At 58.5% G+C, this 22967-nt stretch carries 19 protein-coding genes; 11 read left to right on the top strand and 8 right to left on the bottom strand.

What is annotated here, in order from left to right:
• Window position 1 precedes the first annotated feature (1 nt).
• Window positions 2-1018: a 2Fe-2S iron-sulfur cluster-binding protein gene (locus RBB47_RS24430; RefSeq protein WP_305988525.1), complete on the top strand. Its 1017-nt coding sequence runs from the start codon at window positions 2-4 to the stop codon at window positions 1016-1018.
• A gap of 137 nt (window positions 1019-1155) precedes the next feature.
• On the opposite strand, the gene RBB47_RS24425 is transcribed toward RBB47_RS24430, so the two are convergent.
• The 3 genes from RBB47_RS24425 to RBB47_RS24415 form a co-directional block, all read right to left on the bottom strand.
• A complete protein-coding gene (locus tag RBB47_RS24425; RefSeq protein WP_305988524.1) occupies window positions 1156-4056 on the bottom strand; it encodes a bifunctional diguanylate cyclase/phosphodiesterase in 2901 nt (966 codons plus the stop codon).
• A 14-nt stretch (window positions 4057-4070) separates the two neighbouring features.
• Complete coding sequence (locus tag RBB47_RS24420; protein ID WP_305988523.1) at window positions 4071-4871, bottom strand: PstS family phosphate ABC transporter substrate-binding protein; 801 nt, start codon at window positions 4869-4871, stop codon at window positions 4071-4073.
• A gap of 414 nt (window positions 4872-5285) precedes the next feature.
• A complete protein-coding gene (locus tag RBB47_RS24415; protein ID WP_305988522.1) occupies window positions 5286-6341 on the bottom strand; it encodes a LacI family DNA-binding transcriptional regulator in 1056 nt (351 codons plus the stop codon).
• Between the two features lie 184 nt (window positions 6342-6525).
• Between RBB47_RS24415 and RBB47_RS24410 the strand changes: the two genes are divergently transcribed.
• From RBB47_RS24410 to RBB47_RS24375, 8 genes are all read left to right on the top strand, one after another.
• Window positions 6526-7758: an ABC transporter substrate-binding protein gene (locus RBB47_RS24410; protein WP_305988521.1), complete on the top strand. Its 1233-nt coding sequence runs from the start codon at window positions 6526-6528 to the stop codon at window positions 7756-7758.
• 127 nt (window positions 7759-7885) lie between these two features.
• On the top strand, window positions 7886-8779 hold the full coding sequence (locus tag RBB47_RS24405; RefSeq protein ID WP_305988520.1) for a carbohydrate ABC transporter permease: 894 nt from the start codon (window positions 7886-7888) through the stop codon (window positions 8777-8779).
• 49 nt (window positions 8780-8828) lie between these two features.
• Window positions 8829-9710 (top strand): carbohydrate ABC transporter permease, encoded by an 882-nt coding sequence (locus RBB47_RS24400; protein WP_305988587.1) that lies wholly within the window; start codon window positions 8829-8831, stop codon window positions 9708-9710.
• A gap of 11 nt (window positions 9711-9721) precedes the next feature.
• Window positions 9722-10816: an ABC transporter ATP-binding protein gene (locus RBB47_RS24395; RefSeq protein WP_305988519.1), complete on the top strand. Its 1095-nt coding sequence runs from the start codon at window positions 9722-9724 to the stop codon at window positions 10814-10816.
• A 31-nt stretch (window positions 10817-10847) separates the two neighbouring features.
• Window positions 10848-11594 (top strand): sugar phosphate isomerase/epimerase, encoded by a 747-nt coding sequence (locus tag RBB47_RS24390; protein ID WP_305988518.1) that lies wholly within the window; start codon window positions 10848-10850, stop codon window positions 11592-11594.
• Window positions 11595-11603: 9 nt separating this feature from the next.
• Window positions 11604-12740, top strand: a complete 1137-nt coding sequence (locus tag RBB47_RS24385; RefSeq protein ID WP_305988517.1) for a Gfo/Idh/MocA family protein — start codon at window positions 11604-11606, stop codon at window positions 12738-12740.
• On the top strand, window positions 12737-13786 hold the full coding sequence (gene mgrA / locus RBB47_RS24380) for an L-glyceraldehyde 3-phosphate reductase (RefSeq protein ID WP_305988516.1): 1050 nt from the start codon (window positions 12737-12739) through the stop codon (window positions 13784-13786). The genes RBB47_RS24385 and mgrA overlap by 4 nt, the downstream gene beginning before the upstream one ends.
• Before the next feature lie 40 nt (window positions 13787-13826).
• Window positions 13827-14882 (top strand): sugar phosphate isomerase/epimerase, encoded by a 1056-nt coding sequence (locus RBB47_RS24375; RefSeq protein ID WP_305988515.1) that lies wholly within the window; start codon window positions 13827-13829, stop codon window positions 14880-14882.
• Between the two features lie 347 nt (window positions 14883-15229).
• Here the strand turns inward: RBB47_RS24375 and RBB47_RS24370 are convergent, their stop codons facing one another.
• From RBB47_RS24370 to RBB47_RS24350, 5 genes are read right to left on the bottom strand one after another with little or no spacing between them, the layout of a single operon-like run.
• Entirely contained in the window at window positions 15230-16180 is a 951-nt protein-coding gene (locus RBB47_RS24370; protein ID WP_305988514.1) for an ABC transporter permease, read from the bottom strand.
• Window positions 16177-17115 (bottom strand): ABC transporter permease, encoded by a 939-nt coding sequence (locus RBB47_RS24365; RefSeq protein ID WP_371932850.1) that lies wholly within the window; start codon window positions 17113-17115, stop codon window positions 16177-16179. The genes RBB47_RS24370 and RBB47_RS24365 overlap by 4 nt, the downstream gene beginning before the upstream one ends.
• Before the next feature lie 5 nt (window positions 17116-17120).
• Window positions 17121-18602, bottom strand: coding sequence for a sugar ABC transporter ATP-binding protein (locus RBB47_RS24360; RefSeq protein ID WP_305988512.1), 1482 nt, complete (start codon window positions 18600-18602; stop codon window positions 17121-17123).
• 38 nt (window positions 18603-18640) lie between these two features.
• Window positions 18641-19693 carry an ABC transporter substrate-binding protein gene (locus tag RBB47_RS24355; protein WP_371932848.1) on the bottom strand — a complete coding sequence of 351 codons (1053 nt, stop codon included), beginning with the start codon at window positions 19691-19693 and terminating at the stop codon, window positions 18641-18643.
• A 7-nt stretch (window positions 19694-19700) separates the two neighbouring features.
• A complete protein-coding gene (locus RBB47_RS24350; protein WP_305988586.1) occupies window positions 19701-20585 on the bottom strand; it encodes an SMP-30/gluconolactonase/LRE family protein in 885 nt (294 codons plus the stop codon).
• 238 nt (window positions 20586-20823) lie between these two features.
• Here RBB47_RS24350 and RBB47_RS24345 point away from each other — a divergent pair, with 238 nt between their 5' ends.
• Both RBB47_RS24345 and RBB47_RS24340 read left to right on the top strand, forming a co-directional pair.
• Window positions 20824-22122, top strand: coding sequence for an ATP-binding protein (locus RBB47_RS24345; RefSeq protein ID WP_371932847.1), 1299 nt, complete (start codon window positions 20824-20826; stop codon window positions 22120-22122).
• Window positions 22103-22849 (top strand): response regulator transcription factor, encoded by a 747-nt coding sequence (locus RBB47_RS24340; protein ID WP_305988510.1) that lies wholly within the window; start codon window positions 22103-22105, stop codon window positions 22847-22849. Before RBB47_RS24345 ends, RBB47_RS24340 begins: the two co-directional genes overlap by 20 nt.
• Window positions 22850-22967: the final 118 nt, after the last annotated feature.

The raw sequence follows: 22967 nt of genomic DNA, 5'->3' as shown, positions 1-22967 counted from the left end.
CATGTCGAAGAGCACCTGTACGGTCACGATCAACGGTAAGAAGATCAAGGCAAATGTCGGCGACACATTAATCGATGCGGGCTTGGGCGGCCGCCTCGTTCTTCCCCATGATTGCTGTTCGGGGCAATGTGAAACCTGCCGCGTTCGGGTCCTCGGAGGTAATGTTGATGGCCAGGGGACAGAAGAAAAGAACACTGTGCTCGGCTGTCTGGCTTTGCTGGAAGGAGACGCGGAGATCTCCTACGATCCGGTGCCCATCGTGAAGAACACAAAGGGCACGGTCGAGAGCATTCGTGCGATCAAGGAAGACTATCTGGAAGTGCGTATCCGGACGGTCAGGCCTGTTACATGGCTTCCCGGCCAGTACCTTCGCGTCACCTTTTCAGGGTATCCAGCGCGCGATTACAGCCCGACCACGCCACTGAATCTGGATGCAGAGCAGGATGTGATTGTCTTTCACATCAAGGTCTATCCCAACAGCATCGTTTCGTCGCAGCTTGGCAGCAACATCGCGAAGGGCCACAGCGTCAAGCTGCGCGGCCCGTTTGGCAACGGGTTTTTGCGCCGTCAGCCCGAACCTCTTGTCCTGACGTCGACCGGCACCGGTTTTGCCCCGATCTGGTCGATTGCAGTTGCGGCAGTCCTGGGTCAACCGGGCCGTGATGTGAGACTGATCGTGGGATCAAGAACGCGGGGCGGGCTCTATATGCGTGACGCCGTGCGCTGGCTGCAAAGCCGCGACATTCCGATCACATTGACAGCAAGTGACGGTGACGACGATACGGTCCTGTCGGCGAGACCATACGAGGTTCTCGGCGACCTTACCCCGGATCATGTGATTTATTCAGCCGGCGCGCCCTCGCATGTGGAGGCGACACGGGACGTCGCCCGGCAGGCTGGGGCAACTTTCTACGCCGATCCTTTCTACGTTGCAGAACAAAGCGGCGGGCTGAAGCTGCTGGCCAACAGTCTCTTGCGCAAGGCAAAGACACCTTTTGCACCTGCGCCTGCCGGTTAACCGCAGGTAGGGTGCAACAGCGTCCAGCGGGCGCGGCCTCCGGGCCTTCGGTGGTGCAATTGAGCCCATCCAGTGCGTTTGAAGGTCAGGTTCGATCAATCTGACCTGCCTCATCTGGAAGATACAAGTTTCAAGCTTTATTGAGCAGCCGTTACGGCCAGGGGTGCCTTGTCGCCGCAAGCGTATATGAGGTCTTGCATCTGCGAGACCGGCATCGGGTGACCCAGGAAGTATCCTTGTGCGTCGGTACAGCCGATATCCTTCAGCATTTCCAGAAGCAGCTCGGTCTCGACACCTTCGGCCGTCGTGGTCATCTTGAGGTTCTTGGCCAGGTCGATGACCGCTTTCACGATCGAAACGGATTCGTCGGAATACGCCATTGAGCGGACGAAGGACTGGTCGATCTTGATCTTGTCGAACGGGAACCGGCGCAGGTAGCTGAGCGACGAATAGCCTGTTCCGAAGTCGTCCATGGACACCTTCACGCCAAGTGTTTTCGCCTGATGCAAGGCGTCCAGGATTTCTTCGGATTCAATCAGCAGAACACTTTCGGTGACCTCAAGCTCCAGCCGGTCCGCCCGCAGGCCTGACTTTGCAAGTGCGCCGATCAAGACCGGACCGAAGCCGTGTCCGCGCAATTGGCGCGGCGACAGGTTGACGGCGACGCGCAGATGATCCGGCCAGCCTGCGGCCAGACGGCACGCCTCGTTGAGGACCCATTCTCCAAGCGGCACAATCAGGCCCGTGTCCTCGGCGAGCGGAATGAATTCCATGGGGGGAACCATGCCGCGCTTCGGATGATCCCAGCGCACCAGAGCCTCGAACCCGGAGACTGTGTGGCTTTCGAGCGAATACTGCGGCTGGAAGTAGATTTCCAATTCGTCATTTGCGATCGCATGACGGAGGTCGGTGATCAGCTCCCTGCGCTCGTTGACCGCGGTACCCATGTCGGTTTCGAAGAACCTGTGGGTGTTCCGGCCGTCTTCCTTGGCCTGGTAGAGGGCAAGGTCCGCCTGTTTGAAAAGTTCGTCGGCCTCAATGTCCTTGCCCTTGGCGATCGAAATTCCGACGCTGACACCGATGACGATTTCATGATCGGCGATGCGGAACGGCTTCGACAGTTCCCAGATAACCGATTGCGCAAGTTCGTCGACCGCAAAAAGATCGGTCGGCAAATCGGAGAGGATCGCAAATTCGTCACCGCCCAGGCGGACAACAAGCTCTCTTTCGCTGATCAGGTTTTTCAGGCGTTCTGCAACATTGCGCAGCAATTCATCGCCGATCGGGTGCCCAAGCGAGTCGTTGACCGTCTTGAACTCGTCCAGGTCCAGGCAAAGGATCGCAAATTCTCCACCCTGGGACTGCTGTCGATTCAGAAGAGCCTCCAGCTGATCCCTGAATTCGATCCTGTTCGGGAGCTGAGTAAGAATGTCGTGCCGTGCAAGGAAGGCCAGCCTGTCGCGGGCTTCCTGACGCTCTGTAATGTCTTCCGAAATTGCGACCCAACCGCCGTCGGTCAGCGGTTGGCGGGTGGTCAGAACGATCCTGCCCGACGGGATTTTGACCATTTCGGTGCTTTGCGAGCCTGCTCCTGAACGAACGTGCGGAAACTTCGATTCCAGCAGACTTGGTTTTTCCGCCTCGAGGCAATCGACATCGAGCACCTCCGAGAGCTCCGAAGACGTCATGCCGGGCTTTACCTTGTCGCGTTCCACCTCAAACAATTCAGTGTAACGCTGGTTCGAAACGATCAGCTTTCCCTTGGAATCGAACATGCACAGCCCGTGCGACATGTTGTTCAACGCCGCATCAAACAGAACATTCTGCTCGCGCAGTTTCGCTTCCTGCGACTTCAAAATGGTGTTCTTTTCATGGACCCTGACGCGCAACGCGTCGCGTTCCTTGACCGAACGCTGCAGCGATACGACTGATCGTGCGATGTCGCCGACCTCATCGAGGCGCTCCGTTCCCGCAACCTTGTTTTCAAAATCTCCGGCGGCAATGCCTGACAGAACCCTGGTGATCTTGGTCAGCGGACGGGTGATCTGGCGCGACAGAAGAAATGCGACACTGGCAAATGCGGCCAGCGCCAACAGGCCGAACAGGAACAGGCGTTTCAGGAGTTTTGATTCTTCTTCCGTGCCAATCCGGGTGAGTTCGTTTTGCGTTTCCGTCAGCTGTTCGATGGGCAAAAGCGCGCAAAACGTCATCGGTGTGATCGGCATTCCACATTTGATCACGTGGCTACCGTTCGCCGTGATGTTCGACGTGTCTGAAGCGGTCTTCAGGTCCGAATATTGTCCATCGAATCCCGCTCTCGAAATCACGTTGTCGTCGAACGTTATGACCAGACCGAACGAATTGATGGTCGTCAGGTCGATCAGCATCGGCTCGTTCTCACGCAACCAACGCTGAGCCAAAAGCCCTCCGACGACGTAACCGAAATCATCAAACACAGGCACGAATGTCACTTGTGACACCGCATTTACGTTCTTGCCGGGAACGAAAACCTGCGAGTCGGACACCGGCAGAACTTCAGAATAAGTAATCGGGTCGCCCGGAAAACTTTCCAGCAGCGAGCGCTTCATCTCGTCATAGAATCCGAGACTTGTAATCTCCGACCCGAGCGCGACCATATCGGTCTCGTAGGAAGATGCCCCGATGATCCGGGCCTCTTCATCGAGGACGACGATCCCGTCGATATCGTCCAGTTCGGCCGCCGGTCCGAGCAATTCGGAAATGGCAACGTTGTTCCGCGACTCGATTGCCCTGACCAAGTTCTCGTCAGCCGCAATGGAGCTTAGCCTGCGCAGCCTGTCCTCGAAAAGAAACTCGAGCCGTTTTCCGGCAAGGGCCACGTCCGCCGTGAGCGTTTCGAGGAGCCTGGAATGCGATAGCTTCAGCAGTTCCCCTTCCTGCCGCGCCATGCTGTCTTCAAGCTGATACGCCACCAGTCCGATCAGGCCAGCAAAAGCACACAGCGCTGTGAAAACAGCGCCGTATGTGTAGTGCCAGAGAAGTGACGAGTGACGTATCATCTATGTCCAGGGCGTTAGTTGGTTACCGGGACGCCACCAAAATTCTCGATCAGTTCGTGCGCTTTGTCCGACATGCTGTAGTCGACAAAAGCTTCCATTTGGGCATCCATTGACCCATCCTTGTAAATCAGGGCCAGCGTGACCGCGCTCGGATAGTTCTGATCGGTCGGGTGACTTCCATCGACTTTCAGAACCGAAAGCCCTTCTTCGAGCGGCTTCGAATACGGGCCGAACGCAATTGCGCCTTCCACATCCATGGCCGTGTTGATCGCTTCCTGGGTCGTTACCGCAGTTTTCGAGCGGGGTGAGAACTTCAGATCTCCCCAGCCCGGCATCGAGGCGCGCAGGACCTGGAGCGTGCTGTCGGCATCTTCCCGGCGCACGAGCTTGACGCGCATGTCGGACCCGCCGATTTCGGACCAGTTCTTGATCTCACCGGAAAAGAGCTTCACCAGATCGTCGCTCGAGACCTCGGACACACCGGTCGAGGGATGCACAAAAATCGCGCTCGGGATCTTTGCAATCGGCAGGTAAATCAGACCGAACTGCACTTCGCTGTCCTTGAGCGGACGGGCGACGCGGCCGAGCCGCTCCGCGCCGGAACTGACGGCTGCAATGCCACCGCCGGAACCAATGCTCGGCGGGATCTCGATTTCAATCTCTGGATGCTGGGTTGCGAAGCCGTCGCCGATCTCCCTGAGCATCTCAAGTCCATCGCCGGTACCAACGACAGTCAGTCCGGAATCCGCGCTGGCAATCTCTGTTTGAACCATGACGCCAAGTGACAGCGCCAATCCAAAAGCTAGTATACGCATTTTGACCACCCGTGTTTATTTTGACAATCAAAGTGCCCTATCCAAGTTAATTAAAAACTAAAGTACCGCCATTTTTTACAATTAACATGTTGTAAGAATTCATGAATGCAATAAATACGAAGCCTATTACAACTTCGATACAACTTATCAATGTATACTTCTTGAAAATGATTTTGTTTTGTTAATTCATTAACCTAGTTCGCAGCCCCTAATTACCTAAGGGCAGCTTTCAATCTGTTTGAAACATGGAACTACATTCGGGCAGTGCAGACAGATGTATGGGTATGCGCCTTGAGACAACCCAGAATTAGAATGCTCTGGTCATGCACGTAAATATCAGTGGCAGTTTTGCTGATAGGCCCACAATTCAAGGCTGAATTTTGCACCCTCCAGGGTACGGACGGCAAAATGGCTTTAGCTCGCAGCGTCACCGTGCTCGTCGGGCACAAAGCCCGCGCTTCGCCGCACAACCAGTTCAACCTCAACAACGACCGGCTCTTTCCGGTCTGCTTTGGAATTCGCCTGCGGATCGATACATGCCAGCAACAAGGAAGCAGCTTTTGCCCCGAGCGCACGCCTGTCTTGCCTGATTGTCGTCAGCGCCGGAACGTAGTGTTCCGACAGTTCGATGTCGTCGAACCCGACAACGGACATATCTTCAGGCACGTTGATCCCGTTGCCCATGAGCGTGGAGATCAGTCCAAAAGCAACCTGGTCGGACGCGCAGAACACGGCCGTCGGCGGCTCTTTCATTGCAATGATCTTCTGCGCGGCCATGCGTCCCGATTCCAGCGAAAAATCACCCCGGATGATCCACTCGTCGCGAACAGGCAATCCGAGCCGCGAGCGCTCCTCGATCATGCCCTGGCGCCGCGCGTGGGTCAGGACATTGTCCGAAGGCCCAGTGACATGTGCGATCTTCCGGTGTCCCAGCTGATGCAGATGCCGAACGGCCAACCGTGCGCCCTGGACGTTGTCACTTCTTACCGACGGTAGGTCTGCGCCCTGCACCCATTCGCAGGCAAAGACAATCCGGTCGGCGACACCTTTGTCCCGGAACTGCCCGAGTTCGAAGTCGGAAAGCCCGCCGTCCAGACAGATCATGCCGTCGATCTGGGAATCCAGAAAATAGTCCACAAGACGCTTGCCCGTGGTCGAATGGTCATTGGTGTCTGCAATCAGAACAGACGTGTCGTGATCGCCGAGTTTTTCGCTTATGCCTGCAAGTATCTGCGAAAAAAACGGATTGCCGAGATTGGGGACCAGGACAAGTACGGCACCGGTCTGACGGGTCCGCAGCGTACGCGCAGCCTTGTTGACGCGGTAGCCTGTCGCCCGGATCGCCGCAAAAACGCTCTCGCGTGTTGCCTCGGTCAGAAGCTCCGGATTGCTCAGGGCCCGGCTTACGGTTGCCGTCGACACACCTGCCTTTTCCGCCACGTCTCGAATACGTGCATTTTTCTGGACCAAATTACTCTCCGGAGCGTTTGTTTGTCTCTTTGATCACATTCCGGGTTGACACAAGGGCGATTCCCGAGAATGATAAATGTAATCGATTACATGAATGATACAACAAATTGTAATCGATTACAAAGCGTGGCGAAAGCCGCACACCGACGACAATCGAACAATCTGGGTTCGATGGGAGGACACCATGAAAGCACTACGCGTAGTTTTTGCCGCAACCACCGCCCTTTGCGCGACAACCGCCGCACTGGCAACCGATCTTGAAGTCACCCATTGGTGGACGTCCGGCGGAGAGGCCGCGGCTGTCGCCGAATTTGCCAAGGCGTTTGACGCAACCGGCAACAAATGGGTCGACGGTGCGATCGCAGGATCCGGCGGCACGGCCCGTCCGATCATGATCAGCCGGATAACGGGCGGCGATCCGATGGGCGCCACGCAATTCAATCATGGCCGCCAGGCGGAAGAACTGGTCGAAGCCGGCCTCATGCGCGACCTCACCGATATCGCAGAAGAAGGCAACTGGAAGGAAATCGTCTTTCCGCCGTCGCTGCTCGACAGCTGCACGCTCGACGGCAAGATCTACTGCGTGCCCGTCAACATTCACTCGCCACAATGGCTCTGGTTGAACAACGCTGCTTTTGAAGACAATGGGCTGGCCGTTCCGACCAACTGGGACGAATTTGTTGCCGCCGCTCCGAAACTCCAGGAAGCCGGCATCGTGCCGCTTGCGATCGGACAGCAGCCTTGGCAGACGACACTTGCCTTCCAAACCCTTCTGACCGCCCTGGCAGGGCCTGAAACCTACACCAAGGTTTTCGGCGACAAGGACGCAGACCTCGCAGCCGGTCCGGAACTCGCAAAGGTCTTTGAAGCCGCAGCGATCGCCCGCGAACTGTCCAAGGACTCCAATGTCCAGGCTTGGAACGATGCCACCAACCTTGTCATCACCGGCAAGGCCGGGGGCCAGATCATGGGTGACTGGGCGCAAGGCGAATTCCAGGTCGCCAACCAGGTCGCCGGCACGGATTACACCTGCTTGCCGGGTCTTGGCGTCAACGAGGTGATCCAGACCGGTGGCGATGCCTTCTATTTCCCGAAGGTCGATGACGAAGCCACAACCAAGGCGCAAGGCGAACTGGCCAAGGTGATGATGTCGCCGGAGACACAGGTCGCGTTCAACCTGAAAAAGGGCTCCCTTCCCGTGCGTGGAGACGTGGACCTGTCTGCAGCCAATGACTGCATGCGCAAGGGCCTCGACATTCTGGCCAAGGGCAACATCATTCCCGGCACCGACCAGCTTATGTCCGCTGACAGCAACCAGCAGGTCAACGATCTGTTTGTCGAGTTCTTCAACAACCCGGAAATGTCTGCCGAAGACGCGCAGAAACAGTTCGCGTCGATCATCAGCAGCGCTGACTGATCCCGGCTCCGCTCCGTCGCCCGGACTGTCGTCGTGAAGTCTCACCCGGGCGGCGTCCTCCCGCCCTGTGCGCAGCGATGCGCGCAGGGCCCCTTGGAGGCCGCATTTTCGACAAGGACACAGCAACATGGCTGCAGCAACTGGACCGGTGAGATGGCACCGGAACCTGAGTGCCAAGATCGCGGCAATTCCCATGATCACGACTGCACTGGTCGTTTTCATCGGCGGAACCGCATGGACGGTGCTCTATTCCTTTACCAGCTCAAAACTCCTGCCCCGCGAGAAATTCGTCGGCTTGGCCCAATACGAGCGCCTGTGGAGCAGCAGCAAGTGGCTGATCTCAATCGAAAATCTAGCGATCTATGGCGTCTTTTCGCTTGTCTTTTCACTGCTGATCGGCTTCATGCTGGCAGCGTTGCTTGACCAAAAGATCCGCTTTGAAGACACGTTCCGGACGATCCTGCTTTATCCCTTCGCCCTGAGCTTCATCGTCACGGGTCTTGCCTGGCAATGGATCCTCAACCCAGACTTCGGCATCCAGCATGTTGTGCGCAGTCTCGGCTGGGAGAGTTTCTCCTTCGACCCGCTCTACGACCCGGACATCGTTATCTACGGCATTCTCATCGCTGGCCTTTGGCAGGGAACCGGCCTGATCATGTGCCTGATGCTCGCAGGGCTGCGCGGCATCGATGAAGACATCTGGAAGGCCGCGAAAATCGACGGCATACCGATGTGGAAGACCTACATTTTTATCGTCATCCCCATGATGCGCGGCATCTTCATCACCGCGATCGTGCTGATCGCATCCGGCATCATCAAGGTTTACGACCTTGTCGTTGCCCAGACGGGCGGCGGCCCGGGCATCGCTTCGGAAGTCCCTGCAAAATACGTTTATGACGCTATGTTCCTGTCGCAGAACCTTGGACAGGGCTTTGCCGCCTCCACCATGATGCTGCTCACGGTGATCATCATCGTCGTGCCCTGGGCGTATCTCGAATTCGGAGGCAAGCGCCGTGGGTAACGTGACCAAAACCGCCGCTGAAATCCAGCTCGCACCCGCGCGCCAGGAGATGACCGGGCCGCGTGGACCGAAACCCGGCCGGACGCTCTCGCGCCGCAACATCATGATCTACGGCACGTTGATCGTCGTTTCGCTCTATTATCTGCTGCCGCTTTACGTGATGGTCGTGACCTCGCTCAAAGGCATGCCGGAAATCCGCCTCGGCAACATCTTTTCGCCTCCCGTGGAGATCACCTTCCAGCCATGGGTCAAGGCCTGGGCGGAGGCCTGTACAGGGCTCAATTGCGACGGTCTTTCACGAGGCTTTTTCAATTCGGTCAGGATTCTAATTCCGTCCGTGGTGCTCTCTATCGCCATTGCCTCCGTCAATGGCTATGCACTCGCCAACTGGCGCTTCAAAGGGTCCGAGACATTCTTCACCATCCTGATCGTCGGGGCCTTCATTCCCTATCAGGTGATGATCTATCCGATCGTGATCATGCTTCGGGAAGTCGGGCTTTACGGCAGTCTGACAGGCCTGGTGATCGTGCATACGATCTTCGGCATGCCGATCCTCACGCTGCTCTTCCGCAATTACTTTGCCTCCGTGCCGCAGGAGCTTTTCAAGGCCGCGCGTGTCGACGGCGCCGGCTTCTGGGGAATCTATTTCCAGATCATGGTTCCGATGAGCCTGCCGATCTTTGTCGTGGCCATGATCCTGCAGGTTACCGGCATCTGGAACGATTTCCTGTTCGGCGTCATCTACACCAAGCCGGATCTCTATCCAATGACCGTTCAATTGAACAACATCGTGAACTCGACCCAGGGTGTGAAGGAATACAACGTCAACATGGCGGCAACGATCCTGACCGGCCTGGTCCCGCTCACGATCTACTTCATCTCCGGTAAACTCTTTGTCCGCGGCATTGCCGCCGGCGCTGTGAAAGGCTGACGGGACTGATCATGGAAACCAAGCACAGCATCTCCATCAAGAACCTGAGATTGAGTTTCGGCGCACTCGATGTCCTGAAGGATCTCAACCTGGACGTCGGCCGTGGTGAATTTCTGGTTCTGCTCGGCTCTTCCGGCTGTGGCAAGTCCACGCTGCTCAATTGTATTGCCGGCCTTCTTGATGTCTCCGACGGCCAGATCTTCATCGGCGAGCGCAACGTGACCTGGGAGGAACCTTCCAAGCGGGGCATCGGCATGGTGTTTCAAAGCTACGCGCTTTATCCGCAGATGACCGTTGCCGGAAACCTCAGCTTCGGTCTCAAGAATGCCGGACTGCCGAAGCCTGAGATCGAGGAACGGGTGAACCGGGCGGCGAAGATCCTGCAGATCGAACCGCTCTTGAGCCGCAAGCCTGCCGCCCTTTCCGGCGGTCAGCGGCAGCGCGCAGCCATCGGCCGCGCCCTGGTGCGCGACGCAGACGTTTTCCTGTTTGACGAACCCCTGTCGAATCTTGACGCCAAGCTGCGCGCGGATCTCAGGGTCGAGATCAAGCAGCTGCACCAGCAGCTCAGCAACACGATGATTTACGTCACCCACGATCAGATCGAGGCGATGACGCTTGCCGACCGCATTGCCATCATGCGCGGCGGGCAAATCCTTCAGCTCGCCTCGCCGAACGAAATCTACAACCGGCCCGCCAACAAGTATGTCGCTGAGTTTATCGGCTCACCGACAATGAACTTCTTCGACGGCGAGATCGTGGGCGGCGACGGGTTGCGATTTGCCGTCGGCAATCACGCCTTTCCGCTGGAAGGCTACGATTTCCGTGATGGGCTCGCGGTCCAGGGACCGGCCTGGTTCGGCATCCGCCCGGAACACATGGTCACCGGGACGAAAGCCGAGAGCGCCAGGATCCGGCTATCGGGACAGGTTGAGCTGGTGGAACCCCTCGGCTCGGATACGCTCGCGCGCGTCGCAGTCGACGGCCGTTCGCTCTGGGTCCGGATGGACGGGCAGGCGAACATTCGCGACGGTGACGACATTGTCGTCGGCTTCGACCCGGCACGCGCAAATCTGTTTGACAAATCACACGAAAACCGACTTTGACAGACTTCCTCCAACCTTCAGGACAACGGTCATGAATGTTTCCTTTCAGCTTTATTCCGCCCGCAACTTCACACCTTGGGATACCGTTCTCCAGCATCTGGCCAATCTCGGCTACACGCAGGTGGAGGGCTTCGGTGCCGCCTACGAAGATGCTGCCGCCTTCAAGGGCCTGCTCGACAAACACGGGCTGACGATGCCGTCCGGTCATTTCTTCCCGCTGGAACAGTTCGAGGACGACTTCGCGGGCGTTCTTGAGACGGCTCGCACGCTTGGCATGAACCGTCTGTTCTGCCCCGCACTGCCACCTGAGCAGCGCGTTGCAGATCCGGCGGCATGGGTCTCGGTTGGTCATCGGCTGGAGGAAATCGGCAACCGTGTCCGGGACGCAGGCCTCAGGTTCGGATGGCACAACCACGATTTCGAGTTCGCCGCCTGCACCGATGGCCGTTTGCCGATGGACATTCTCCTGGAAAGCGCACCCTCCATCGAATGGGAAGCGGACATCGCCTGGATCGTTCGCGGCGGACAGGACCCGCTTCAGTGGATCGAACGCTACGCAGCGCGGATAACGGCAGCTCACGTGAAGGATATCGCTCCCGAAGATGAATGCATCGACGAGGACGGCTGGGCCGACGTCGGATATGGCGTTATGGACTGGAAGACGCTTACGGCGACCTTGCGCGGGATCGGCGTTGATCTCTTCATCATGGAACACGACAACCCTTCCGATTTCGAACGGTTTGCAAGCCGCTCCATCGAGACATTCCAGAGATTCTAAGGATTCAACATGACTGACACACTTGGCATCGGCATCCTTGGATGCGGTAACATCTCGGCTGCCTACATGCGTCTTGCACCGCTGTTTCGTGGCATTGAAGTGCGAGCCTGCGCCGATTTGAACGAAGCGGCCGCCAAGGCACGCGCCGAGGAATTCAACCTCAGGGCTGAAAGCGTCGACGGCCTGCTCGCAGCCGGCGACATCGACATCATCGTCAATCTGACAGTGCCCGCGGCCCATTTCGAAGTTTCCAGGACCGTGCTCGAGGCAGGCAAGCATGTCTACTCCGAAAAACCTTTCGTCCTGAGCGTTGAAGAGGGCAAAGCACTCGCCGCACTGGCGGCTGAAAAAGGACTTCGTGTCGGATCGGCTCCGGACACGTTTCTGGGCGGCGCGCATCAGCTCGCGCGTCACCTTGTCGACGAAGGCGCTGTCGGCCGGGTAACGTCCGGAACCTGTTTCGTCCAGAGCCCGGGAATGGAGATGTGGCACCCGAACCCGGATTTCTTCTTCAAGCCCGGCGGCGGACCGATCCTCGATCTGGGCCCTTACTACGTCTCAAATCTTGTCCAACTGCTCGGCCCGGTGAAGCGGGTGACCGCCATGAGTTCATCCGGGTCCGACTACCGGACCATCACCTCGCAGCCCCGCCATGGCGAAAAGATCAAGGTGGAAACACCGACCACGATCCATGCGATCATGCAGTTCCACTCCGGAGCCCAAGTCACCTATTGCGCAAGCTGGGACGTCTGGCAGCACGGTCATTCAAACATGGAGCTCTATGGGCGCGACGGCACGCTGCACGTGCCGGACCCGAATTTCTTCGGCGGCGAAGTGCGGCTGACCGAAAAGGACTCCTTCATCACCGTTTCGGAAGACTGGAAGCACCCGTTTTCCGTTGCCAATGACGGTTCGCACGCCAACTACAGGACCGCCGGCCTCGCGGACATGGCGCTGGCGATCCTTCAGGGACGGCCGCACCGCTGTTCGCTTGAATTTTCCCTCCATGTCGTAGATGTGATGACCTCGATCCTCGCTTCCGGCGAGACGGGCGCGTACAAAGACATTCTCACCACATGCGAGCGTCCTGCAGCCCTTGGTCCCCAAGCGGCAAAGGACCTGTTGGCTCAATCGGAGACATCATGACCTTTCAAGCATCGCAAGCGCGATATGAGACTATGGAATACCGCCGCTGCGGGAGATCCGGCCTGAAGCTGCCGGTGATCTCGCTCGGCCTCTGGCACAATTTCGGAGAGGACACGCCGCATGAGCGCAAGCGGGACATCGCAAGAACCGCTTTCGATCTCGGCATCACCCATTTCGACCTTGCAAACAACTACGGACCGCCCCCCGGTTCGGCCGAAGAAGCATTCGGCGACCTGCTCAAGACCGACTTTGCGCCCTATCGCGACGAAATGATCATCTCGTCGAAAGCCGGCTACGGCATGTGGCCAGGTCCCTACGGCGAATGGGGCAGCCGCAAATACCTGATTGCCTCCTGCGACCAGTCGCTGAAGCGCATGGGGCTCGACTATGTCGACATCTTCTATTCGCACCGCTTCGATCCAGACACGCCGCTTGAAGAAACCATGATGGCGCTCGACCATATCGTGCGCTCGGGCCGGGCTCTTTATGTTGGTATTTCCTCCTACAATTCCCGGCGCACCCGCGAGGCCGTTGCGATCCTGAAAGACCTCGGAACGCCTTGCCTGATCCATCAGCCCAGCTATTCGATGATCAATCGCTGGGTCGAAGAGGATGGTCTGCTTGATACGCTTGATGACCTCGGTATTGGCTCAATCGCCTTCACGCCGCTGGCACAGGGAATGCTGACAAGCAAGTACCTTAAGGGGATCCCGGAGGGCAGCCGCGCCACCCAGGGAAAATCCCTTCAGGACCAGTTCCTCAGTGAGGAAAACCTTGCAACGATCCGCGCGCTGAACGGAATTGCCGAGCGCCGCGGTCAGAATCTCGCCCAGATGGCGCTGGCCTGGGTGCTGCGCCGCGGCCGGGTGACAACCGCGTTGATTGGAGCCAGCCGGGCGGAACAGGTCAGGGACTGTGTCGGTGCCCTGGGCAATCTCGAGTTTACGGACGCCGAACTTGCCGAAATTGACGCGACGACGCGCGACGCAAACGTTAACCTGTGGGCGGCGTCCTCCGAGCGAGAGGGACCGTCGCGCAACAAATGAACGCCTGCGCAAAAGGCGCCAGACACATGAGGAGGAAGTCATGGCCGGACTGATCAAAGGACCTGCAATTTTCCTGGCGCAATTTGCCGGGGACGACGCACCATTCAACTCGTTGCCCGCCATTGCAAAGTGGGCGGCGGATCTTGGCTACGAAGGCGTGCAAATTCCGACCTTCGACAGCCGCCTGTTCGATCTCGACAAGGCAGCGGAGAGCCAAACCTATTGCGACGAGGTCAAGGGCATTTGTGCGGATGCGGGCGTCGCGATCACAGAGCTGTCCACCCACTTGCAGGGCCAGCTTGTCGCCGTGCATCCGGCCTATGACCTTGCCTTTGACGGGTTTGCTCCGGCGCATCTGCACGGCAACCCGGCAGGCCGTCAGGAATGGGCGGTCGACCAGATGAAGAAAGCGGCGATCGCGAGCCGGAAACTTGGCCTTGACGCGTCGGTGAGTTTCACCGGGTCGCTGGCCTTTCCTTATCTTTACCCCTGGCCGCAGCGTCCCGCCGGTCTCATCGAGGAGGCTTTTTCCGAGCTTGCGCGGCGATGGAAACCGATCCTCGACGTCTACGAGGATCACGGTGTCGATGTCGGCTACGAAATACACCCGGGCGAGGACGTTTTTGACGGCGCCACGTTCGAGATGTTCCTCGAAGCGCTCGGCGGACATGCGCGATGCCAGATCAACTACGACCCGTCGCATTTCCTGCTGCAGCAGATGGACTATCTCGCCTTCATAGATATCTACCACGAGCGCATCTGCGCCTATCACGTGAAGGACGCAGAATTTAACCCCGACGGGCGCCAGGGCGTTTACTCGGGCTACCAGGGCTGGGTCAATCGTGCTGGCCGGTTCCGTTCGCTCGGCGATGGCCAGGTCGACTTTTCCGGGATCTTTTCCAAGCTTGCCCAGTACGGCTACGAAAGCTGGGCCGTCCTGGAATGGGAATGCTGCCTGAAATCTCCGGAACAAGGTGCCGCCGAAGGCGCCCCGTTCATCTTGAGCCACATCATCGAGGTTACCGACAAGGCGTTTGACGACTTCGCTGGCGGCGACACGGATCAGGAGCAGATCCGCAAGATGCTCGGGCTCTGACGTTCAGGGCGCTTGGTGGTGCTGTGCGCGAGCTCAGCCTCTTGCATACCCCCACCCCTAACCCCTCCCCACAAGGGGGAGGGGAATTTTGCCGTGCCATGAAGACGGTCTGGGATCAGTGTTGAGTTCGATTGAACAGAGTTGAATTACGTCATACACAGCCTGGTTCCCCTCCCCCTTGTGGGGAGGGGTTAGGGGTGGGGGTTCACACATACTTTGCGCGTGGTCAGCTCCTTCCACCGGATACCGCCACTTCATACCACCTGACAAAAAAGACCCGGCGCCCTGAAACAGACACCGGGTCAAGGCAAGGCGGAGGAAACCTTGCTGGAAGGAACATATGAGAGCTACCGGCTCTCCCTGCGGCCGCCGGCGAACGTTACGACACCGACAATGATCAGGCCTGTCAGGATCAGTCGGAGACCTGCGGCGGCGCCGAATGTGTTCAGCATGGCAACCAGCAGGAACAGGAACAGTGCCGCGCCGAAGACACCGGGGACGTTGGAGTTGCCGCCGGCAATCGAAGATCCGCCGATGACGACGACCGCGATTGAGGCAAGCAAGTATTCTTCCCCCATATTCAGCGAGGAGCCGCCCGAGAAGCCTGCCAGGAAAACCCCGCAGACCGCAGCCATGACAGCAGACAGCGAGTAGGTCAGATACCGGATGCGCTCGATGGGAACGCCGGCAAGGCGGGCCGCCCGTGTGTTCTGGCCGAAGGCAGTCACGGACCGCCCATAGACAGTGCGGTTCAACACGACCGCCATCACGACCGCCAGCGCAATCACGCACAGTGACAGGATGGGAACACCGGCAACTTTTGCGGTCGATATCCATTCCAGTGTTTCGGGCGGTTTGATCTTAACGCCGCGCCCGAGCGCAATTGCACTCGACTGGATCAGAAAACTCGATGACATGGTGGCGATGATGGGTGGGATGCTCAGGACCCTGATCAGGCCATAATTGAACAGACCGACCAGCAGGCCGACCGCAATCGCGGCCAGGAAGCCGGTCAGGATCATCGCGTCCGAACCACCCATTACCATCATCGAAACCACCGCGGAGAGTGTGATGGTCGAGGGGATAGACAGATCGACATTGCCCGGACCCAGCGTGATCACGAACATCTGGCCGATCCCGACCATCACGAAGAAGGTCGAAAAGGACAGCGCCGTCGACGCCAGCGCGAGACCACCCGTGCCGCTGATGTAAGCGGCCGTTGCCGCCCAGGTCAGGAACGCTGCCAGGAACGACCAGCTCCATGGGTGTTGACGCATAAAGGCTCCGATCGGTGTCATCGGCGTGCCTCCATCCGGTTCACAACGGCCCGCAAGGCCAGAACGATAATCAGAACAGCGCCTTGCGCACCAATCTGCCAGTCGGGGGAGATGCGCAGAAACGACAGGAAAGACGCCGTCAGCGTCAATGTCATTGCGCCGAGGACAGCGCCAATCGGCGAGATCCGGCCGCCGACGAATTCGCCGCCACCGAGAATAACCCCGGCGATGGACAGCAGCGTGTAACGCAGAGCGATGTTCGCATCCGCAGACGTTGCAAGCCCGACCAGCGTCAGTCCGGCCAGAATGCCGAAAACCGCAGTCAGCGCGTACATGGTCATCTTGAGCTTCAGGACGGACCAGCCTGCGCGGGTAATGGCCTTCTCGTTGCCGCCGACGCCGCGCATCAAGACACCCCAGGATGTGCGCATGAGTGCGAAATGGACAATCAAGGCGAGCGCAGCAGCGGCAATCAGGGGCATCGGCACGTAGGGTGGCTTGTAGGTCACCAAAGTGCGAATCCAGTCCGGTGCGCTGCCGCCGGGTGTCGGCAGAAGCAGGACGGCGCATCCCGACCAGACAAACGACATTCCCAATGTGACGACGATGCTCGGGAGTTGCCTGATGTAGATGAGAGCGCCAAGGCAGGCATAAACAGCAATGCAGCCCAGGAGAGCGGCAATGCCCAGAAGCGGTGTTTCCTGCAGCCATGTCGCCCCGATACAGGCGACGAGCGAAACGAAACTGCCTATCGACAGATCAAGGTCATTCACGGCAATCACGAACATCTGCGCGATCGTCGCCAGCGCGATCGGAATGGCCAGATTGAACAGAAGGTTCAGTCCGAAATAGCTCATCGCGCGTGGTTGAAGCCAGAAGACGCCCAGCAATACGAAGGTCAGCGAAAGAGCCGGTAGCGCGCCCCGCCAGAAGCGGGGAGAGGCAAAGAAACGCAATCCGGTCATGCCGCCCCGCTCACCTGCTTGAAGGATGCCTGCAAAAGATTTTCCTCAGTGATGTCGCCGCCGGACAGGGTTTCGCTGACCACGCCGTCACGAAAGACGTAGACGCGGTCACAATAGTCCAGCTCTTCCATTTCGGTCGTGTACCAAAGGAACGTTCGTCCCTGTGACGCCTCCTGGCGAATGATCGCGTAGACCTCGTTTTTCGTGCCGACATCAACCCCGCGCATGGGATCGTCCATCAGAACGATATCTGCTGCGGACCCGAGAGCGCGCGCAAACAGGACCTTTTGCTGGTTGCCGCCGGACAAGGACAAGATGGGCGCTTCCACGTCCGGCGCCCGGATCCCGATGCGCTCTTTCCAGGCGTCGGCAAGTTCCTGCTCGCGTTCGTTTTGAATGAGGACGCCTGATCGCAGCCTTTTCAGAGACGAGACCCCAATGTTCTTGCGGATGGACCAGAGCGGCAGAACGCCGTCCACCTGCCTGTCACCGGCGATGAAACAACAACCGGATGCCTGTGCTCCGGACGGCAGAACGCCATGGCCTTCGAAAATCGACAAAAGGGCTTGGGTCTGACCCTGCCCGGCGAGCCCGGCGAAACCGATGACTTCGCCTTCCCGTGCGCGAATACTCTGATCGTCAGGCTGGCCGGCCGGCCGCATATGAATGCGCTCTTCGCCTGCCGATGTCGTGGCGTTCTGGTCGCGGCGCGGTGCTGCGCCTGCAACGACCGTGCTGCCCATGGCCTCGACAAGACTGACCCGGTCGAAGTCAGCCGCGTCCTTGAAGGCGACGACTCGGCCGTCCTTCATCACCGAGATCTTGTTCGAGACCTGAAGGATTTCACCCAGCAGGTGGGAAATGAGAACCACGCTGATGCCTTGTCGCGTGACGCGGCCAACATAGTCGAGAAGCTGATCGGCAACTCGTGCATCGAGCGAAGACGTCGGTTCGTCCAAAATGACCAGACGGATGTTTGTGTCGGTGACCGTGAAGGCCCGCGCAATCTCGACCATTTGCCGTTTTGAAATCGTCAGGTCACCGACAATGTCGTTCGGCGATATCCCGTGCCCCGGAAAGACGAGGTCAAGCTGTTCCATGATCAGGGCACCGGCACGTTTTTGCCAGCCGAAGCCCTTCAGCACGGGGTGGATGATCCGGGTGTTTTCGGCAACCGACAAGTTCGGGCAGAGCGACAGTTCCTGGAAGACACATCGAATTCCCAGCCTGCCGGCATCCTGCACCGAATAGCCCTTGCCAAGCTCGTCGCCGGCGACGGCCAGATTGCCGTCACTCGCTTCGAGCGTACCCGCCAGAATATTCATCAAGGTGGACTTGCCGGCCCCGTTATGGCCGACAAGTCCCAGGCATTCCCCGGCATGGATCTTCAGATCCACGCCGCTCAGGGCCTGTACCGCCCCGAAAACCTTTTGAATTCCATCGAGGGAAATCAAAGGGCCTGCAGTTTCCGTCGTCATTGCGCCTCCGGAATTCGAACGGACGGTACGGGCGCGCTTTACTGGACGCTGGCCAGATAGGCCTTGGCGTCGTCGAGCGAGTATTCGACATTGGACACGCCGCCGGGTTCGGTATTGGCCAGCCCTTCCTCAAGATCAGCCTGATCAATCTGCAGGAACGGCACGATCAATTCCTTGGGCACATCCTGTCCGTCCAGGATCTGCTGCGCAACCCAGAACGCCAGGGTCGACACGCCAGGAGCAATCGAAACGGACATGGTCTCGTAGCCATTCGCGTCCTTCTGCTCTTTCCACCAGGTCAGTTCGTCATGGCGGTTGCCCATGATGATGATCGGTGTCGGCCGTCCCGCAGCCGCAAAGGCCTGGGCCGCTCCGTAACCGTCGCCGCCTTGCGTCACGACGCCGACAATTTCCGGCATGCTCGGCAGGATACCAGCGACTGCTTTCTGGGCGACGGTCTGCGTCCATTCGCCGTGAACCGACCCGGCAATGTTGAACTTTTCATGATTGGCAACGCCGGCCTCGATGCCGGAGTGAATTTCATCATCGACAAAAACGCCGGCAAGGCCCCGGATCTCGAGAAGCTCACCGCCATCTGCCAACCGACCGGACAGGTAGTCGACCTGGATCTCACCCATTTTCTTGAAATCGACTGCGATACGCCAGGCGCAAGGTTCCGTCACAACACCGTCGAAGGAGACGACGACAATACCGGCGTCACAAGCTTCCTTGACCGCGCCATTGAGAGCAGTCGGCGAAGCAGCGTTGATCACGATGGCGTCATAGCCTTGCAAGATCAGGTTCTGGATCTGCGCCGCCTGTTCCGTCGGCTGGTTTTCGGCTGTCGTGAAGGCATCGCCGGCAGCAACGACGCCATCATTGACGGCCTGTTCGGCATTCTTGCCCCAGGATTTGAGCATCGCCTGGCGCCAGCTGTTGCCGGCATAGTTGTTGGACAAGGCGATCCGCTTGTCGGATGTGTCGGCAGCAGACACCTGAATCCCGGCAACAGTCAATGCCAAGGCGGTGGTCGCGAGCAGTATCGATTGACATATTCTCATGATTTCCTCCCTATCATCAGTTACTTGCATCAGTCCTTCAGAGATTTTCCCTCCTGTTTACGCCTCTGACGCCGACATAAATCGCGTAGAGGGAAGTCGTTGCGGTAATGAAGAGGCGGTTGTTTTTCGGGCCTCCGAAGGTCAGGTTCGACACAGCTTCGGGGACCGAGATAAGCCCCAGAAAAGTCCCTTCGGGCGAAAAGACCTGAACGCCATTTCCCGAACTCGACCAGATATTGCCGTCCTCGTCGAGGCGAAATCCGTCCGGCACACCTGGTGAAATTTCAGCGAAAACGCGCTCGTTTTCGGGCCGTCCGGCAGCATCGAGATCGAAGACCTTGATGTGGTGGGGCCCGCCTTTCAGATGCGACACGCCTGTGTCGGAAACATAAAGTTTTCGCTCGTCCGGCGAAAAGGCGAGCCCGTTCGGTTTCACCATGCTGCGCACGACGGCTTCGACTTCACCGGTTTCCGGCTCGACCCTGTAGACGTGACAGCCATCCTGCTCCTGGTCCGCACGCTCGCCTTCATAGTCCGTCAGGATCCCGTAAGGCGGATCCGTGAACCAGATCGATCCGTCCGATTTTACGACGACATCGTTGGGTGAATTCAGTTTCTTGCCGCCGAAATGGGTCGCAAGAACAGTGCGCGCACCGTCATGTTCGCGTCTTGTGACCGCACGGGTTCCGTGCTCGCAGCTTACCAGCCGGCCTTCCCGGTCTATTGTGTTGCCGTTCGCATAATTGGAGACATGCGACAGAGTCCGCGTTCCAAGGCCTTCGATCCATTGCAGGATGCGGTTGTTGGGAATGTCCGACCAGACCACGCAGTCCGTACCTGCGAAATAGGCCGGTCCCTCCGCCCAGAGGCACCCATTGAAAAGGCGCTCAACGCGGCAGATGGGGAGGACAAGATCCCGCATCCGCTCGTCCGCGATTTCAATCCCGTCATGCAATGGCCGTTTGCTCCCTGGCAGCACCGGTTTCAGAGACCTGATCCGGTGCAGTTCCGTTTCCTTGCCGAAGAGCTTTCCATGCAGCTTGCAGAATGTATGCTGTAGTTTCGACAAGAGTTTTGCGGGAACCCGCATCGAAAGCTGCAGGTTTCAACACCAACTTGGCGGGAATAGCGCGGGAGCGACAAACCGGAGACCGGTATCCTTGACGGACGAAAGCACACCTACCGGAGCAAGTGCCATTAGCACCGAAGCCATGCTGCAGCGGTTTCTGCTGATCTCGCGGGCAGTTGCCGGCCAATTGGATTTTCAATCGCTGATCCAGAAGGTCTCGGAAGAGGTCGGCTTCTTCCTCCCACACGACCATATCGATGTCTGCATTCTCACCGGCGAAGGGGACATGCATGTCGCTTATGAAGCCCGCCTACATACCGGCTGGGGCGAAGCGCCGGAACCCGTGCCGATCTCGGGAAGTCCAATCCGGAGCATCCTGCGGGGCCAGGAGGATTTCATCCTGACGGCTGACGCACAGCGCGACGAACGCTTTCATTTCGACGGCGCGTTCAACGATCCGATTTTCGACGCCCGACTGCGCAGCCGCTTGCACGTGCCGCTCCAGGTCGAGGGCAAGGTGATCGGAGCGCTTTCCTATTCCTGTCACGAGCGCGGTGTCTATAAGGACAGCCACGTGACGATCGCCCAATATGTCGCCGACCTGTTGTCGTCCTATATCCACGCGTTGAACCAGGGTGAACGCGCACGAGAGGCAGCGATCCGGCAGGCCGAGATCCATGCCCACGCGGAAGGCCTGCGCGCAGGCGCGCTGCGTCTTACCGAAGCGCTCGAACTGGAGCGGCAGCGGATCGGGATGGATCTTCATGATCAGACGCTGGCCGACCTGACGCGGCTGAACCACGAATTAAGGCGCCTTCGGATGACGCCGAAGATACCGGGTGACGCTCTGAACGGCCTTACCGACCGGCTCGAAGGTTGCCTGCAGGAGCTTCGAGGCATCATCGAAGACGCGCGGCCGAGCGTTTTGAAGTTGTTCGGGTTTGAAGAGGGCATCGAGGCCCTGCTGGAACGGGCCGTCGCCTCGCAGCCACGCCCGATTGCGGTTGAATTCGCCGACGAAACCGGAGGTGAAGGCAACAGACTTCAGGAAACCCTTCAGGTCGCCCTGTTTCGCATTACGCAGGAGGCCGTAAACAATGCCATCAAACATGCCGGCGCCTCCAAAATTCTTGTGCGCCATTCCAGGATTGGCGATCAGCTCTGCCTTTCCGTCTCCGATGATGGCCGCGGCCTTCCGAAAGGCGAAACCGAACATACGGGCGGAATCGAGAACATGCGGACCAGAGCAACGCTGATTTCGGCCGATTTCAGTATTTGTCCGTGTGAAGAGATGTCCGGCACGTGTGTGCGCGTCATGCTGCCGGCCTTGGAACCGAACACACCTCTAAACTCCGAACCAGAACGAACCAATGCGTATTTTGATCGTTGAAGACGATGTGCTCCATCGCTCCTTCTTGCGGGAAGTGGTCGAACGGGAGCTGCCTGATGTCACTGACGTCCAGGAGGCCCGCAACGGAGACGAGGGCATTGCGCTTGCGATCGAACACCGCCCGGACGCGATCGTCATGGATCTTCAAATGCCGAACCGGACCGGTGTCGAGGCCGCCCGTGCCATCTGGCGCCAGGAACCGGAGACCCGCATTCTGTTCTGGTCGAACTACTCCGATGAAGCCTATGTGCGCGGCATTTCCAGGATCGTGCCGGCGGGGGCTTCTTACGGTTACATTCTGAAATCAGCGTCCGAAGACCGTTTGAAACTCGCGCTCCAGGGTGTCTTTGTCGAAGAGCAATGCATCATCGACAGAACAGTGCGAGGCGTGCAGCAGCGGGCGGATGACCGGCTGCAAGGGCTCACCGATGCGGAGTATGAAGTCCTGATCGATATCGCTCTTGGCCTGACGGACAGAACAATTTCCCGGCGGCGGGGCATATCTCTGCGCAGCGTGCAAAGCCGGCTGCAGGCACTTTATGAAAAACTCGGAGTCGACCAGGATTCAGACCGCGATCCGGACGGCGCGGCCATATACAACAGCCGCTCGCGCGCGGTCAGCATTGCCTTTTTGCGGCGCCTTGTGAACGGGAAAGCCATCGAGGCAGCCGAACTCGATTACCAGGCCTGGGCGACGTTGAAAAGCGGGGCAGCGAGCTCAAACTAGTGTCAGCAGCAGATCCCAGGATGCGCGGTCCCTATGTCGCGGCACACGCCTGCAGAAGGTGCATGCAGGAAGAGCTTGCCGGAGACCCCCACCCCTAACCCCTCCCCACAAGGGGGAG

The sequence above is a fragment of the Roseibium sp. MMSF_3544 genome (assembly GCF_030732845.1).
In the GTDB taxonomy this organism is placed as follows: Bacteria; Pseudomonadota; Alphaproteobacteria; order Rhizobiales; family Stappiaceae; genus Roseibium.
The sequence above is the reverse complement of the archived record's forward strand: the minus strand, read 5'-3'. Positions and strand labels throughout refer to the sequence as shown.

Excerpts from the sequence above, each read along its gene's own strand:
- RBB47_RS24430 (WP_305988525.1), top strand. The coding sequence starts at position 2 with ATGTCGAAGAGCACCTGTACGGTCACGATCAACGGTAAGAAGATCAAG.
- RBB47_RS24425 (WP_305988524.1), bottom strand. The coding sequence starts at position 4,056 with ATGATACGTCACTCGTCACTTCTCTGGCACTACACATACGGCGCTGTT.
- RBB47_RS24420 (WP_305988523.1), bottom strand. The coding sequence starts at position 4,871 with ATGCGTATACTAGCTTTTGGATTGGCGCTGTCACTTGGCGTCATGGTT.
- RBB47_RS24410 (WP_305988521.1), top strand. The coding sequence starts at position 6,526 with ATGAAAGCACTACGCGTAGTTTTTGCCGCAACCACCGCCCTTTGCGCG.
- RBB47_RS24405 (WP_305988520.1), top strand. The coding sequence starts at position 7,886 with ATGGCTGCAGCAACTGGACCGGTGAGATGGCACCGGAACCTGAGTGCC.
- RBB47_RS24400 (WP_305988587.1), top strand. The coding sequence starts at position 8,829 with ATGACCGGGCCGCGTGGACCGAAACCCGGCCGGACGCTCTCGCGCCGC.
- RBB47_RS24395 (WP_305988519.1), top strand. The coding sequence starts at position 9,722 with ATGGAAACCAAGCACAGCATCTCCATCAAGAACCTGAGATTGAGTTTC.
- RBB47_RS24390 (WP_305988518.1), top strand. The coding sequence starts at position 10,848 with ATGAATGTTTCCTTTCAGCTTTATTCCGCCCGCAACTTCACACCTTGG.
- RBB47_RS24385 (WP_305988517.1), top strand. The coding sequence starts at position 11,604 with ATGACTGACACACTTGGCATCGGCATCCTTGGATGCGGTAACATCTCG.
- mgrA (WP_305988516.1), top strand. The coding sequence starts at position 12,737 with ATGACCTTTCAAGCATCGCAAGCGCGATATGAGACTATGGAATACCGC.
- RBB47_RS24375 (WP_305988515.1), top strand. The coding sequence starts at position 13,827 with ATGGCCGGACTGATCAAAGGACCTGCAATTTTCCTGGCGCAATTTGCC.
- RBB47_RS24370 (WP_305988514.1), bottom strand. The coding sequence starts at position 16,180 with ATGACACCGATCGGAGCCTTTATGCGTCAACACCCATGGAGCTGGTCG.
- RBB47_RS24360 (WP_305988512.1), bottom strand. The coding sequence starts at position 18,602 with ATGACGACGGAAACTGCAGGCCCTTTGATTTCCCTCGATGGAATTCAA.
- RBB47_RS24355 (WP_371932848.1), bottom strand. The coding sequence starts at position 19,693 with ATGCAAGTAACTGATGATAGGGAGGAAATCATGAGAATATGTCAATCG.
- RBB47_RS24350 (WP_305988586.1), bottom strand. The coding sequence starts at position 20,585 with ATGCGGGATCTTGTCCTCCCCATCTGCCGCGTTGAGCGCCTTTTCAAT.
- RBB47_RS24340 (WP_305988510.1), top strand. The coding sequence starts at position 22,103 with ATGCGTATTTTGATCGTTGAAGACGATGTGCTCCATCGCTCCTTCTTG.